Source organism: Vibrio sp. SCSIO 43132 (genome assembly GCF_019904195.1).
GTDB lineage: Bacteria > Pseudomonadota > Gammaproteobacteria > Enterobacterales > Vibrionaceae > Vibrio > Vibrio nigripulchritudo.
Genome location: NZ_CP063200.1, coordinates 2,176,535 through 2,191,238 on the forward strand (window position 1 = coordinate 2,176,535; position 14,704 = coordinate 2,191,238).

14 protein-coding genes are annotated in these 14,704 nt (G+C 44.5%); 2 read left to right on the forward strand and 12 right to left on the reverse strand.

Annotation, left to right across the window (positions count from 1 at the left end):
- Positions 1-5: 5 nt before the first annotated feature.
- The 4 genes from INR79_RS28025 to INR79_RS28040 all read right to left on the reverse strand — a co-directional run bounded on the left by INR79_RS28025 (position 6) and on the right by INR79_RS28040 (position 3,447).
- A complete protein-coding gene (locus tag INR79_RS28025) occupies positions 6-1,223 on the reverse strand; it encodes a sugar efflux transporter (RefSeq protein WP_223098361.1) in 1,218 nt (405 codons plus the stop codon).
- A 124-nt stretch (positions 1,224-1,347) separates the two neighbouring features.
- Positions 1,348-1,956 (reverse strand): class I SAM-dependent methyltransferase, encoded by a 609-nt coding sequence (locus INR79_RS28030; RefSeq protein WP_223098364.1) that lies wholly within the window; start codon positions 1,954-1,956, stop codon positions 1,348-1,350.
- The gene (locus INR79_RS28035; protein ID WP_223098367.1) at positions 1,934-2,785 is read right to left on the reverse strand and encodes an NAD-dependent epimerase/dehydratase family protein; all 852 of its coding nucleotides are present in this window, start codon (positions 2,783-2,785) and stop codon (positions 1,934-1,936) included. Before INR79_RS28035 ends, INR79_RS28030 begins: the two co-directional genes overlap by 23 nt.
- Positions 2,785-3,447 carry a glycine-rich domain-containing protein gene (locus tag INR79_RS28040; RefSeq protein ID WP_022591407.1) on the reverse strand — a complete coding sequence of 221 codons (663 nt, stop codon included), beginning with the start codon at positions 3,445-3,447 and terminating at the stop codon, positions 2,785-2,787. Before INR79_RS28040 ends, INR79_RS28035 begins: the two co-directional genes overlap by 1 nt.
- Before the next feature lie 349 nt (positions 3,448-3,796).
- On the opposite strand from INR79_RS28040, the gene INR79_RS28045 reads away from it, so the two are divergent.
- A complete protein-coding gene (locus tag INR79_RS28045) occupies positions 3,797-3,964 on the forward strand; it encodes a hypothetical protein (protein WP_004406411.1) in 168 nt (55 codons plus the stop codon).
- A 12-nt stretch (positions 3,965-3,976) separates the two neighbouring features.
- On the opposite strand, the gene INR79_RS28050 is transcribed toward INR79_RS28045, so the two are convergent.
- Positions 3,977-5,173: a sugar efflux transporter gene (locus INR79_RS28050; protein ID WP_004406413.1), complete on the reverse strand. Its 1,197-nt coding sequence runs from the start codon at positions 5,171-5,173 to the stop codon at positions 3,977-3,979.
- A gap of 254 nt (positions 5,174-5,427) precedes the next feature.
- On the opposite strand from INR79_RS28050, the gene INR79_RS28055 reads away from it, so the two are divergent.
- Positions 5,428-6,321: a helix-turn-helix domain-containing protein gene (locus INR79_RS28055; RefSeq protein WP_004406416.1), complete on the forward strand. Its 894-nt coding sequence runs from the start codon at positions 5,428-5,430 to the stop codon at positions 6,319-6,321.
- Here the strand turns inward: INR79_RS28055 and INR79_RS28060 are convergent.
- The 7 genes from INR79_RS28060 to hpaC all read right to left on the reverse strand — a co-directional run bounded on the left by INR79_RS28060 (position 6,316) and on the right by hpaC (position 14,495).
- Positions 6,316-6,873 (reverse strand): nucleotidyltransferase domain-containing protein, encoded by a 558-nt coding sequence (locus tag INR79_RS28060; protein WP_038146948.1) that lies wholly within the window; start codon positions 6,871-6,873, stop codon positions 6,316-6,318. The genes INR79_RS28055 and INR79_RS28060 overlap by 6 nt on opposite strands.
- Positions 6,855-7,868: a S66 peptidase family protein gene (locus INR79_RS28065; protein WP_223098370.1), complete on the reverse strand. Its 1,014-nt coding sequence runs from the start codon at positions 7,866-7,868 to the stop codon at positions 6,855-6,857. The genes INR79_RS28060 and INR79_RS28065 overlap by 19 nt, the downstream gene beginning before the upstream one ends.
- A 6-nt stretch (positions 7,869-7,874) precedes the next feature.
- Positions 7,875-8,855: a D-2-hydroxyacid dehydrogenase family protein gene (locus INR79_RS28070; protein ID WP_223098372.1), complete on the reverse strand. Its 981-nt coding sequence runs from the start codon at positions 8,853-8,855 to the stop codon at positions 7,875-7,877.
- A gap of 43 nt (positions 8,856-8,898) precedes the next feature.
- On the reverse strand, positions 8,899-9,225 hold the full coding sequence (locus INR79_RS28075) for a hypothetical protein (RefSeq protein WP_223098374.1): 327 nt from the start codon (positions 9,223-9,225) through the stop codon (positions 8,899-8,901).
- 526 nt (positions 9,226-9,751) lie between these two features.
- The gene (locus INR79_RS28080) at positions 9,752-12,112 is read right to left on the reverse strand and encodes a Lon protease family protein (RefSeq protein WP_223098388.1); all 2,361 of its coding nucleotides are present in this window, start codon (positions 12,110-12,112) and stop codon (positions 9,752-9,754) included.
- Between the two features lie 653 nt (positions 12,113-12,765).
- Complete coding sequence (locus INR79_RS28085; protein WP_022562061.1) at positions 12,766-13,935, reverse strand: p-hydroxyphenylacetate 3-hydroxylase oxygenase component; 1,170 nt, start codon at positions 13,933-13,935, stop codon at positions 12,766-12,768.
- Between the two features lie 50 nt (positions 13,936-13,985).
- A complete protein-coding gene (gene hpaC / locus INR79_RS28090) occupies positions 13,986-14,495 on the reverse strand; it encodes a 4-hydroxyphenylacetate 3-monooxygenase, reductase component (RefSeq protein ID WP_004406431.1) in 510 nt (169 codons plus the stop codon).
- Positions 14,496-14,704 lie beyond the last annotated feature (209 nt).

A 14,704-nucleotide genomic window follows, 5' to 3' on the forward strand; every position in this document is an offset into this window, starting at 1 on the left:
CCTCCTTAGCCATTTTCTGCCTGTAACGCTTGCTCACGGGTAGTGAAAGACTGAATTTTCTTTTCACTCACAATAAGCAGTATCGCCGCCACGATAATACTGCCAGCACACAACATAAGCGGTGCTTTAAACCCAAAGTACTGTGAAATCAGCCCCATCAAACTGGAGCCAATCATAGTGCCTATCAGCATTGAGTTGGTATAGATTGCCGAGGCTTTTCCGATGCTGTGAGGCGCCTGATCCTGCATGATGGTGACGCCAAGCCCAACAAAAATACCAAAAAACAGACCGTTAAGAAGTTGCAGTGCTAACAATACTGGCATTGAGGAAAACAAAAACATGCCCGAATAAAACACAATGGCAACGGCGAAACCAATCCCCATCACTTTTAACTTGCCTATTCTCGCTGACCATGTGGCAACCATTAACATAACCGGGATCTCAACCGCAGCCGTTAGTCCAAGTAAAATACCCGGATAAGAATCGGGAAACCCCAGCTCTTTCGTAAGATACAAAGGCATGGTATTGAGATAGCTGCTGTTCGCGATGTTAGCAATAACCATTACCGCACCTAGCCACCAGATGGTAACGGGCATTTTGGTGCTCGGTTCAGCTTCATCTGCTTTCTTTTTGGGGCTAGATGATTGATGCGGTTTAAGATAAAGCGAAACTAACAATATCACCGTAAAAGCAATGCCCGCAGAAACGTAAAAGTTAGACTGAAAACCAAGATTATCAACGGAGAAAAACGCCAGCGGAGGTCCAACAATCCACAGCAGAGAAACGGAAGATCGCATTTGCGAGTTCAACTTAGTGCTGTCTTTTCCAGTGGCATCAGCATAACGGCGAATCATAGAAAGGATGACGGGAATTGAAGACGAGGCAAATGGCATAAAGAACACTCCTACCAGTAGGGCGTGCCAAAACTCAGTCGCCAAAGAAAAAGACAAAGCGGATAACAGCAGCCCAAAAAGAGTTAATATAAATATCCATTTACTCGACACACCTTTGTCTATCAGCCCCAACAGCTTTTGGCTGACGAAGATGGTAATAATCGAATAGGTGGTGGTGTACAAACCAAGGTAGACGGGATCGGCGTTCAAACCGCTGACCATAAACAGACTCATGATTGGAAGGACAAACGCAAACGACAAGGCAGTCATTCCGTTCACAGCAAAGAAAACGCCACCTTGCCCTCTGAGAAGATCAAATTTTTGTTTCATATACCTAGCCTTAGACTTCTACCAGTTTTGATGAAGTTTTTTATTCGTGTTTTTCAGATCTGGTTTCTCATTCAGGCTACGCTCTGGCTTGTTAATGAGGTCGAAATACCAGAGTCTGCTGCCTCTATCTTTTTACTGCTAAGACAAAAAATGTATGCCAGTGCTTGAGATTACCAATTTTGGTTTTACCCGGTTCATTTCTTTCATGAAACTCTATGATCTCATAGCCTTCAAATAACAATTCGACTTGTTCTCGACGAAGTGGTGTGACAACTCTCCCCGGTTCACTCACCCAAGAGTCTTCCGGTCCTAAAAAGCCACCAGCAAAAACACCTCCAGATGCCAGACTGTCAGATATTCTTTGCCATGTGGATTCAAACCGATTTGGATCGGCAAAATACAAGCTGGACATGGCTATCATCACGCCACAAGAAGGGTAGTCGTACTCTTCAAAGCTGTTGTTTTCGACCTCTACCAACGCATTTTCACTAAAGCGTTCATGACAGATTCGAATCGCTTCGGGTTGTATGTCAAACCCGTGCACCTGATAGCCCGAGTTAGATAGATAATGAATGTCCGCTCCTGTACCACAACCACAATCTACAGCGACTTTGTATCCCGTTCGGTTGAGGTCTATGGCGCGCTTTGTCCAGGGAGAAGGCTTTCTGTTTAACGTTTTCTGATAGAAAGCACGCCAGAGTTCTTCATTTTCAGGTGGTTGGTTTCGTTGCATACTGTAAGCTCTGATCTTCCAAGTAATTTGCCAGAGAATGGCGGGCTCTAAAAAGTGTGGTGACAACCGGCTGGATATTCAGCTTTTCTATATCAGCCGCATCTTTGCCATGTTGTTGTTCGAACTTCTCCCAGCTTACCGGAATAGCGGCTTCAATATACCCTGAATTAAGTAAAAGCTTTGCATAGTCTTCTGGTGTGTATCCTCGCTCTTCAGCAATGAAGTACTCAGCCTCATCTGGCTGAGACTCAACCAGTGTTTGGTAAAAAGCGGCAACATCTTCGACATGCACATAGCGGTTAAAACCATGAGATGGCGACGCATATTTAAGTTCTTTCCCGGGATTTTCACTCAAGATTCTGAAGAGCTGACAGCTTTCCCCTCCGTAGATAAGACTGGGACAATAGACAATTTTCCAAAGATCTTGCCTCGCTTGATAAATGGTCTTCTCATCTGGTGCAACAATATCAAACGGTTTAATTTGAAACGCATTCAGCTCTGAAGGACTGGCTTTTCCAAACAACCAGACACCAGATGTATGAACCTTGGTTGCTCCCTCTTTAGCAAAGGCATTCAAAGCGGTTAAAAGAGCTCGCTCGACAGAAGCAATTTCATCTGGCGAATGTTCAGACCAATGGGGTCTTGCGCAGTTGATAACGGCATCAAAGCAGCCGTGCATGCCCGTATCATCAAGACGAACATCTTGTTCACTCTGTAACTCTCCCCTTTGCAGTGTGAAGACTTGCCACCCACAGGATTCAAATTGACGGACAACGTGTCGCCCTACATACCCGTTTGAACCCGATACGAGTACTTTTCTTCTGCCCACTAATCTCCTCCTCCGCAACTGCTTCCTCCACAGCTACTTCCAGTATCAGACGAACAGCCCGCGGAGCCCGAACAACCAATATGCGAGGCACAATATTGGTCGCTTTTCTTACCATCGCAATTCAGGGTGTAATGAAATCCGTCTTCGATATTCAGCATGGCATCAATGGCAAATATCAAAGGAAGTTTGGCTGGATAACGGATATCTATCCCCTCTCGCCGACAAGCTAACCTCCAGGCGCGCTTTATTCCTTCTTGAGCCACCGTAGGTGACGCCATGGCTTCGGTTGGTGTGTGATGTAAAAACTGACCAAGTGCATTTTGGCAAAAACGCTGATAAGCCTTGGTAGAAAGAATGAATTCATGCCACGCTACATCAACAACCTGTGAAGGCATCGCGACCGTTTTCCCACCCGCAGCGTTACAGATATGAAAGTAATCTCTCAACCCTTGAATAACAAACTTAATCCCGGAATCTGTTAGGTGTGGATAAGTTTTTCTGATCCTGTCTGGAAGATGATTTTCGAATGGAAAGTGATCGATAAATTCCTGACGAGCTTTTTCTTTCCGTCGATTTCTGGCAATGATGGCAATAACAATCACAGGTATCGAGAAAATCAGCACCAGCGGAATGGTGATAGCCAGGGTAGTAGTCATATCCATATAAAACTCCAACTGTCCCTAAAACAATCCGGTATCTTGTGTAAACCATTCAGTAAGTGCAATTTACGGCATATAAATACATGAAGCCGACCGAATTTTTTGAAATTACTCACATTTATCGAACGTAAGCCGAATTATTTCATGAACAATTAGTGATTCTTTTATCATTATTATCAAAATGTTACATCGACTTTTATCTAGGTAATTAGAAAAGACTATAATTTACAATACGTTACACCGAATTGATCCTAACAAAAAATTCATTATTTTCTAATAATAATTATCATTAGGGTTTGAGCACTTTCGTAAACCCTATTTTGAATTCCGATGCGAATTGAAGGGGGAGTCTATGAATAAGGTTCTGGTTCTTGTGTCGCTGGCATTCCTGCTTTCTGCTTACTTCATTCATTTGATGGAGGAGAAAGAGTCTCCTCCTGTCGATCAGTCAGAAAATCTGCCCAAATACGAACCCCAGCTCAAAAACGAAGAACCTGCACATATATCGCGAATTGCGTAAGGTCTGTTAATTTTACTCTGTCGCCAATTGAGCGCTTTCTTGGGTTTTGTTGGCGCTCAGAGCAGCGAACACCAAGAACATCAGCCCCAGAATCGTGCCTGCCAGACTCAGGTAAAGAGTGCTGTAAAAATTGTACACACCCGCAACTACACCGATAGCGACGCTAGACAGTAGCGTACTGCCTTGCAAAACATTGGAAAACAGAGTCGAAGCAACACCCAGTTGATCCCTCATCATATCCTGAAGCGCCACCATTCCAAGAGTTGCCGTTACCCCTACAAATACGCCATTGCAAACTTGCATTGCAATAATCTGCCATGGAGAAACCACGTAGAGCATACCTGCAAAGAACAACATTCCGCAGACTAACCCCACCGCCAGCACTCTATTACTGCCATACTTTGTGGCTAGCCAACCTGCTGCCAGCATAATCGGGATCTCGAAAAGTGCCGCGGCGCCGTAAAAAGTCCCAGGCCAGCTGTCACCCAAGCCCAGTTCTTTGGTCACATATAAAGGCATTGCCGTTACGTAGAGACCATTGGCAAAAAATGTCATCAACATCGCGAAGCAAAACAAAACGATGGGGGCTTTTTTGTACCAAGGGATTAATACTGGCGAATCTTCTGTTTGTTCTTCTTTCATGACCCCGTCAGGGAGAAAAAAGAAGATAACCGCAATCGTCGCCACGATCACCACCGCCGAAACCATAAAGGTCGCCGCAAAACCAAATTCCGCTTTCACAATAAAAGCCGCTGGCGGTCCGAAAACCCAGGCAAGCGCCATCGCAGCACGCATAGAAGATAAAAACGTTGTGGCTTTGTCAGCCAGGAATTCATCGGCGTATTCCCTAGCAAGAGCAAATGCCTGACCATAGATAGCGCCACCAACGCTGCCAAAGACAAAAGCAATGGCAACTGCCAGGTAGTAATCGCGGATAAATGCAAAGCCCAAAACCGTTATGAGATAGCAGGTGAACGCAACCAGCAAAATGACCTTTCTGCTCCACCCACGATCAGAGTAGTAAGCGATAAACTGAGATACCACCACTGTACTAAAAACGGTGAGTACCAAATAGGCACTTAACATTGCAGGAGTGGCTTCCAACGCTTCAACCATAAACAGGCTTGATAACGGGAAGAAAAATGACCCGCACAAACCTGTAGCGAACGTCGTAAACATAAAGAGTAAGACGGTTCGATCTTTCCACATAGACCTTATCCTTTTCGTTTTATTGTTTTTTTCAGATTGCATTTTAAAAACGCAGAGTGGCCACTCCGACATAAACAACCACCGACTCGAGGGGAAGTCAGTGGCTAAAAATAAGTCTACTCAATATATGTTGATAGATTGGTATAAATCTGTCGTCTGTCGATACTTTTCCTTCAAATTTCCTTTTCACTTTGACAGAAAAATACAGTACACAATATGATGAGCTCAGCCGATTTTGAATACTTGGAAAGTTCATGCGCCCTTTTGTAGAAGCGATAAGCGATAAAACTCAGTTCAACTGGAAAATCCAGGATTATGTGTGCGATGTACCTAAAAGTGGGTTTACGTGCGCCTGGCATTATCACGTTGAATACGAACTGGTGCTTTATATCGATCCGGGGCAATCCTTCAATGGAAATTACTTTGCAGGCGACCATATAGGCAACGTGGACCACAATACATTGTTACTATATGGACCGGGTTTGCCTCATATGATTTCTGGGCGCTCCAAAGCAGACGCCACTCGTGCCCACACCACCTTAATTCTCTGGTTTACTCAAAGCTGGATAGACAAATTGATCGAAGCCGCTCCTGAACTGACACACCTCAAACCCATGCTTAGAAGGTCATATAAAGGACTGGAGTTTTCCTCACAAACTGGGGCAGCGGTTCATAACATTCTCAAAGGATACAAAACTCAGTCCGCTCATCAGCAACTGTTCTCCGTATTAGAAGCATTGACGGTTCTGGCGGAAGATGAACAAGCCAAAACATTAGCCAGTTCAAGCTACGCGATAGAGAGAATGAAAGAGCCGGACGAGAGCTTCAATCGGGTTGAGGCTGCCAGACGGTACATTGAAAGTCACTATGATAAGCCGATAAAGATCCACGATTTTTGCCAGAGCCTTCATATGAGTGAAAGTTCTGCCTATCGCCTGTTTGAAAAGCACTTTAAAGAGAGTTTTTCAGAACACCTGAAGAAATTTCGCATTGGAAAAGCCTGTGAATTGCTGGTCAACACTGAAATCCCTGTCTCCTTGGTTGCTGAGCGCTCTGGCTTCAATAATATGTCCAACTTCAATCGACAATTCAAAAGCAGCAAAAACATGACCCCTTCTGACTTTCGCAGTCAGTTCAATCGGTCATAGTTTTTCAGCTAATCGCTTGAGGTATCCTTTCGCCAGTTGATTGTCTCCGCGGCTTAACCATTTGATGCAATCAAACAGCTCCCAAATCAGCCCCTCATCACCATTGGTATAAACCGGAAAGTCTTTATGCTCTGGTGGAGGGGTTTCAACAACTCTTGGCGGAACAATATCCGCTTTATCAAATAGAATCTGGTAAGGGTTACAAACTGGAAACGCTTCCGATTCATCTAGTACATGAATCTCGGCACTGGTCATGTCACCAAACAGGTACTTTCGAAAGCAAGCCTTATCGCTGTGGTTGCCCTCCAATCGATAGAAGATATCTTTTCCCGTCTCAAACGCATCGAAAGCAGCCTGACATGTCCGATGGAAGCCATGACGAGTAAACACCAAAATGTCGGCATCCGAAACTCTGTCACCAGTTCCTTTTGCCAATGAGCCAACAAGAATCGCAGCTAAAGCATCCTGATTGGGCTCAAATGCGTTAACCGCATCTTCAATTAACTGAGCCTGAATAGGCAGTGTTGATAAGTTCATTGGTCTAAGATCCATGGTGACTCAATACTGATTGTCTTCTCATCAAAATTTATCGACATTTCCACACCCAGAGGTGCCACTAACATAGGGTGTGTATGACAACTGTCAAAACCGTACAAGATAGGCACTCGTTGACCGTTTAATACTTCAACTAGGACGCCCAGTGGTGTTCTACCTGTACCTTTATCGTCAAACAGCTCATGTTTGCCCAATACAATTGCCGATACTTTATCGAACACCCCACATATTTTTAAATGAGCAAATGATCGCTCTACGGTTTCAATCCCTTTCAAACTGTCTTCGATTAAAAGTATGTCTCCAGAACGGACTTCTGGCATAAACGGGCTACCCCAAATCCCAGCCATGGTATTGAGGTTTCCTCCAATCACTCGACCAGATACTTTCCCCTCTCCCAAGAAAGCCCACTGATTCTTTGAAACGGGTTTTGGTGCATTTTGAGTTTCCCAGTCAATACGAGCATCAGTCCAGTTTTCTGGCATTTGATAGGGGCACGGAACAGAAGATCTTCGTACCAGAAATTGCTCAAAAGATGCATATGTTTCATCAACCAACGGAGAAAGCTCACCAAAAGATGCCACTAAAGCAGGACCATAAAAGGTGACTAGCCCAGTTTTTGCATAAATACCTAATAGAAGTGCCGTAACATCCGAATAACCAATGATGATTTTTGGATCTTTTTTCAGCGCGTCGTAATCAATATATGGGAGAAGTGCATTGCTATTGTTACCACCAATGGTAGACATTATGCAGCGCACGCTCGGGTCGCGGATTAACGAATTTAGCTCCTCCGCTCGTGCTTGAATGGACCCTGAACGATACTTATCTGACTGGCCAGTCAATGAACCACTTACCAATTCAAAACCTTTGTTCTCAAGGAATTTCTTAGCGCGTTCAAATCTCTTAGGTGCGAAAACAGTGGCAGGCGACGAAGGAGAAAAGAATGCTATCTTCTCCCCTTTATTTAATTTAGGAGGAAATAAGGTATTCATAACTTTCTATTCTGTTAACTCACTATCTTTAGGCACCAAATTCTTGGGTTGACCGCTAGCAAACGCAACGACGTTTTCGAACGCAATCTGGAAGTAGAGCTCGTAGCTGTTTTGCTCCACATAGCCTAGGTGGGGAGTAGCAACAACATTTGGTAAGGTTAAAAGAGGTTCATTCTCGGGCGTTGCTGGCTCGTTTTCAAACACATCCAAGGCGGCTTGTTTGGTGGGTACACGGACCAGTTCTTCATAAAGTGCATTTTGCTCAACCAGCTCTGCGCGGCTAATATTCACGAACAAAGAGTCGGCTTTCATCTCCGCCAGATCTTCTTGTCGCACAAAGCCTCTGGTCACTTCATTCAAACGCAAATGGAGAGAAAGAATGTCTACAGTCTGGAAAAACTCTTGCTTAGAATTCGCCGAGAGAAAGCCATCTTTCACCGCTTTTTGGCGTGAGTTTTCACTGCCCCATACCATCACTTGCATATCAAATAACTTGGCAAACTGCGCAATACGCTGACCTATTTTTCCGTATCCCCAAATACCTAGAGTCTGACCGTGTAATGTTCGCCCCAACCCCATAGACGATTGCTGCCATTGCCCTCGGGCTAATTGAGACGAATACGAAGGGATATGGCGCGACGCTGCCATAATCAGAGCCCAGCCCAATTCCGATGGCGCGACAGGCGAACCTTTTCCTTCCGCAATTTCGACTCCAAATCGGTGGCATAGAGCTGGATCGATATGGTTACTGATTTTTCCCGTTTGGCTAATCAACTTAAGGTTGGGTAGACGAGAAAGCAGTGCTTCCGTAATTTCTGTTCTTTCACGAATCAAAACCAATGCATCAAAAGGCTGTAACCTCTCTGCGAGACGTTCTGGATCTTTTATTGTGTCATTGAAAACGGTCACTTCGTGATATTTCAGTAGATCAAAACAACTGAGTTGAGTGACGGCATTCTGATAATCGTCCAATATCGCGACTTTCAATGATTCCTCCTGATAAAACCTTCCATGATTCAGAGTTAAAGCGCTAACTAAAATCGAATTCGTTGTTGTGCAATTTCAATACGTTAACCAATGGTTCTTCCCAACCTAAACACTCTTTTAACTGAGCAACGATGCCCTGTACGAATTGACGTTCCACGTTTATTTCAACTTTTAGCAGTGGGTAATTTTCTACTCCACCGATAGCACCTAATACGGGACTGGAACCAAGCAACGCTCGATGAGACCCTGTGACAGAGCCAATCGCCCAGCAGTGATCGTAGTTGCCAATTTTATCGACGCCAGCTTCGTGCAGTGTACTGAGCACCTTGTCTTTTTGGTCTGGCTGACAAAATATTTCAAGTTTGTACATGTTAGATCCTTGCAAAAACGAAATGCGAAACCAGTTTGGGGATTTTTATAATTGGTGAGTACTGGAGAATCGCGCATTTCGGATAGATAAAGTCACCTTTTCATTGAGCGTTATCATCTTTTCCCGACATTGTTCTGAACACTCAAAGAAAGTTTGGAAAAGTGAATATTTAACCTGTTCTCGGGATAAAAGGTTAGCTAAACCATTAAAATAAATGAAAATTTCTATCGAGACATTCTAATGAGAAATTTTCACTTAAGACAAGGCGAAACCACGAACCAATAACGGGTTATTGGGAGAGGATTCAACGCAGTATTAGGTGAAAAGAGCCATTAGAAAGCAAGTTGTTATTCCGAGTTCAGGTTATTTAATACAGTAATGGAGAACCTGTGTAGTGACCACTTGCGCTAACTGATTGCTAGAGGGGAGTCACGACAAATTCTTAGTTAACCAATTTTAGAATTTACATGGTAAATACGAGCTAAAAGAAAAGGGGCTTTCGCCCCTTTAATCTGATCATCAGTTATCACTTACGCAGCGCATTCAGCTTCGCTTGAGCAATGCCAAACACCGAATCGATTGGGTAAGCACCTTCATCACCCAAATCGCCTGGTTTCTTCCCGGTAAAGATTTCGATGGCTTCGGTTACATGTTCAATCGCCCAGATGTGGAACTCGCCTTTTTCTACCGCCTCTACAATATCAGCGCGTAACATCAGGTTATGAACGTTGGCTTGAGGGATAATGACACCTTGCGACGAGTTACGCCCTTTGATCACACATACGTCGAAGAAGCCTTCGATTTTCTCGTTAACCCCACCAATCGGCTGAGACTCACCGAACTGGTTCATTGAACCCGTAATCGCGATGTCCTGGCGGTTTGGCAATTTAGAGAACGCCGAAACAATGGCACATAGCTCTGCCATGCTGGCACTATCGCCATCTACCCCACCGTACGACTGTTCAAACGTGATGTGAGTGGTTAACGGCACTCTAGCGGTTTTGCCAAATACGGAGGCTAAGTAAGCCGACAGAATCATCACACCTTTAGAGTGAATGTTACCGCCGAGATCAACGTTACGCTCGATATCGATCACCTCACCGTCACCATAGGCTGTAGTGGCTGAGATTCGGTTTGGTGCCCCAAACATATGATCGCTGGTGCTCAGTACCGACAGCGCATTCACCTGCCCCACGGCTTCCCCTTCCGTCTTGATTAGGGTTGTTCCGTTGGTAAAGCTTTCCATTACACTGTCTTTCAGCCTGCCTACTCGCATCTCCTGGCTAGCCAGAGCCTGTTCAACGTGGCTTGAACGAATCAAGTTCGATTTCGCCGCACGAGCTACGTAGTTTGATTCGCGCAGCAGGTTGGCGATATGCGCTGAATGCAGTGAAAGCTTAGTGCAATCACCTGCCCGGCGGGAACTGTGCTCGATGATTCTGGCGATAGCTTTTTTGTCGCAGTGCAGCATGCCATTATCGTGCACGATACTGGAAATAAAGCGCGCGTAATGAAGCTCCGCTTCCGGTGTTCGCGTCATCTCATCTTCAAAATCAGCGGTCACACGGAACAGTTCACCAAACTCCGCATCATAGTGCTGCAGCAATTGATAGGTTCGGTAATCACCAAACAGGATAATTTTCACATCCAACGGAATCGGTTCTGGATCGAGTGAAACCGCACCGGTTAGTGTTAACTCTTTCTCCAGTGAGGTCAGGCTGAGTTGGCGCGCGCGTAGGGCTCGTTTCAGACCATCCCAAACATAAGGTTGTTCCAGAACCTTCACCGCATCCATAAGCAGCACGCCACCATTGGCTTTATGCAGACTACCAGGACGAATTAGGGAGAAGTCGGTAAACACCGTTCCTTTAAAGGTCGCGGTTTCTGTATAACCGAACAAACTGTGATAGTTCGGGTTGTCTTCCACGATGATTGGGAAATTCTCACCTTTCTGGCTGACAAGCACGTTGATTTTGTAGCGGCGCGGCAGTTTTTTATCCAGTGCTGCGGTAGAGACTTCACCGTGTTCATTGGCTTCTTCAAGGAAGATATCGACGTTCTCGATGATGTCCTTTTGCAACTCGCTCAGATACTTTTTCACCTCCGAGAAATCGGAATAGTCTTTTTTCAGTTGCTTAATGAAATGGCTGATTACATCCAGCGTCACTTCACTGTTCAGCTTGTGGATTTTCTCAGTGTACGCTTCTTCCCACTCCGTCAACTGACGGACCATGGAGCGTAAGGAGATTTCCAGCGAATCGATGGTTTTATCGAAATAGTCCTGCTCTTTTAATGTGAGTTCATCAAAAGACTCTTCGGTATGCAGATCTTCTCCATTCATGGCCACAAACTGGTAATCACCCTGGTTGGTGATAGTTAAGCTGATACCACGCTCTTTCGCTTCTTTGCTAATGCCTTCCAGCTCGGTTTGCTGTTTGGCAGCAAGCTGGTTCTTCAGCTTATCAGCACGTGAATAGTAGATTTCATTGTCAAAAGCCAACGGCATGGCTTTGACCAGTTTAGTCATCAGCTTTTCAATGTCTTTGCTCAGGCGGCTACCGACTCCAGCAGGCAACTTAAGCACTTTAGGGGTGCGGATATCTTCAAAATTGGCGACATAGCACCAGTCGAAAGTTGACTCATTGTCGACAGGGTGACGATTCAGATAACGCAACACCATGGTGCGCTTACCTAAGCCGTTACGACCAATCGCGTAAATGTTGTAGCCTTTCTCTTTAATGGACATAGCGAACTCTACGGCTTTTTGCGCGCGCTCTTGTCCTACAATCTCGTCGATCGGCTCTATAGTCTTGGTTGACGAATATTCAAAATCTTCCGTTAAAGCTTGAACGTATAAGTCGTCTGATACCAGTTCTTTGATCCCCATAACGCCTCCTTACACTAGATTTTAGTTCTTGTTTTCTCTATCCATTGACAGAGCCTGATTAGGCTATGTGGCGACACAAAGGCGACAAAATTAAGCCGCCCATATTCAACAAGTTAGCATAGAGAATGGGTCTGAGATGTGGCTCAACTATCATTAGAGGGAATTTTAGGTTTAATTGCACACTTTATAACCAATCTAGGTTATATGGCAGGTAGCGTCAGATTTAGTCGTGTAGAGGGTGTCTATTTCTGGAACGCAGAAAAGAAAAAAGCGACTCATAACCATGAGTCGCTTAGCAAAAATGAGGCAGACTGAAAATTTTCAACCTTGCCAAAAGCTATAAATTACACTGGAAGCAATGTGAGCAATGTCGTGTCAAACGGAATTAAGAATTGGCTTGTTAGGAACAAACTGTTTTCTTCTCCCCGCCGACAGGTAAACAATAGTCATTCTCATTTTCATTGTCAACAAAATATTGAGAATTATTCTCATCTGTTACATTTGATGCATAAGTGCTCTACTTCGAACTTAAAAAATGTTCTTTTCTATTCATTGGGTTAGCGACAACGAAAACGCGGTTCGCTCTTGAAAAAAAAGCGAACCGCGCATCAAAATTAATTGGATAATTTTGCTCTAAGCAATAAAAAGAACCATTAAACCATAGTTGGATCAGGGTCTAACCCCATCAATTCACGCCCAAAGATCTGCTTACACACGTCATAGTCGGTGTATGCGTGAGCACCAGTCATGTGAGAATCGCGGAACAGCCGCTGTGCTTCGTTGTCTTCAAACCAAGAATTCCCACCCATTGCTTCAAATAAGCGATCAACCGCTTCTATGCACATTTTAACGGCATACGCCTGATTGGTACGCCAATGTGCGAGCTTCTCGCGGTCTGGGTAGCGTTTCTGTTCGCCGTACTCTTTATGTTCCTCCCACGTCTTTTCCAAGAATGCGCGCGCGGCGTTCACCTGATGGGTCGATTCCGCCAGCCTCATTAACGCAGGGGTTGCGGCACCCACATTCGCTCCTGTGTATGCACGAACACGGTTCTGGGTCTTTTCTTTGAACACGGTCAGCATGCGCTCGGCAATACCTAAACTCACCGCTGAGAAGCCACAGGCAAAATATGGACGGTAAGGAGCATAGAAAATCTTGCTGTCAGGATACAAATCGAACCCGGCAGATTTGCCTTCCATCATATCTTTAGCTGCTTCGATACGATGTTCAGGAATAAACACGTCTTCTAAGATTAAGGTTTTGGTTCCGCTGGATTTCATGCCTGCCGCAAACCAATCGTCTTGAATGGCATATTCACTTCTTGGCACAACGCCAAATGAGTATATGCGTTCCCCCTGAATACCTTCGCGCCAGAAACCTAAAATCGCCCATTCGGCGTGGTCACAACCACTGCTCCAGCGCATATGCCCGTTAAACAGTACTCCACCTTCTACTTCCACAATTTTGCCAAACGGTGCAATGCTGCTGCTTGCCGTAGCATCGGGATTTTCTCCCCAGAACTCTTCTTGCGCTTGCTGAGAGAACATCGCCATCTGGTGGCTGTGTGTAGCAAGTAAACTCGCTGCCCATGCAGTTCCGCCACACGCGCCAGCTAACGCTGCTACACAATTGGTAAACTCCGGAAGTGAGACTTCTAAACCACCGTAAGCTTTTGGCTGCAAGGCACGGTGGAAATTGATGCTTTTTAGAAGCCGAATGTTCACTTCCGGAGGGGTTCTGTCTCGCTCTGCCATGGCAGCATTTTCGGCAATGGTTGGGAGAATCTTATTTAATTCTTCAAGTAAAGGGTTTTGAGTATTCATAATTCGTCTCACATTATTGTATTTTTAAAAGAATGATTGGTACTTTTAATTTAAGCCGCCGTTGCTTGTTCATTTTTAACCGTTCTAAACTCTCGATTAAAATAAATAAGGGCGTCTTTACTTGAGTTAATATTGATATCTTCAATTTCTACATAAAATACAGAATGCGTACCCACTTCATTAACAGACTTTATTCTACCTTCGAGGTTTGCAATCGCACCATCCAGTTTTGGCACACCAATTTCAGAGAGCGTCCAATCCGGCAACTGGAAACGTTCATCCATGGTCAGCTTTGTCATTCCCGCAAAATGATACGACATAGGCTCTTGTTCCTGACTGCAAATGTTAATACAAACATTCTCATTTTCTCGGAACTTATCGTGACTGCCACTTTGTTGGTTTACGCATACCAGCATGGTTGCTGGGCTATCACTCACTGAACATACTGCCGTGGCAGTAATACCGCCTAAGCCAGCCTTTCCTCCAGTGGTTACAATGTTCACTGCAGCTGCAAGATTCGACATAGCATCTCTAAATATCTTTTGTTTATCCTGTTCCATTTTCATATTCCCTTCGAGTGTAGGATCACAATTCCATATTAGATAAAGGGGGATATTTAGATATGGCTTTTCCTATTAATGGATTGCACTTTTCAATCTCAGTAAAACTCAAAATAATTTTAAATATCTGAAATAGATATAAATATTAACAATCAATAATACCAAGCAAATTATCCAATAGTTTTTACTTAATGAATCTATTTGATATA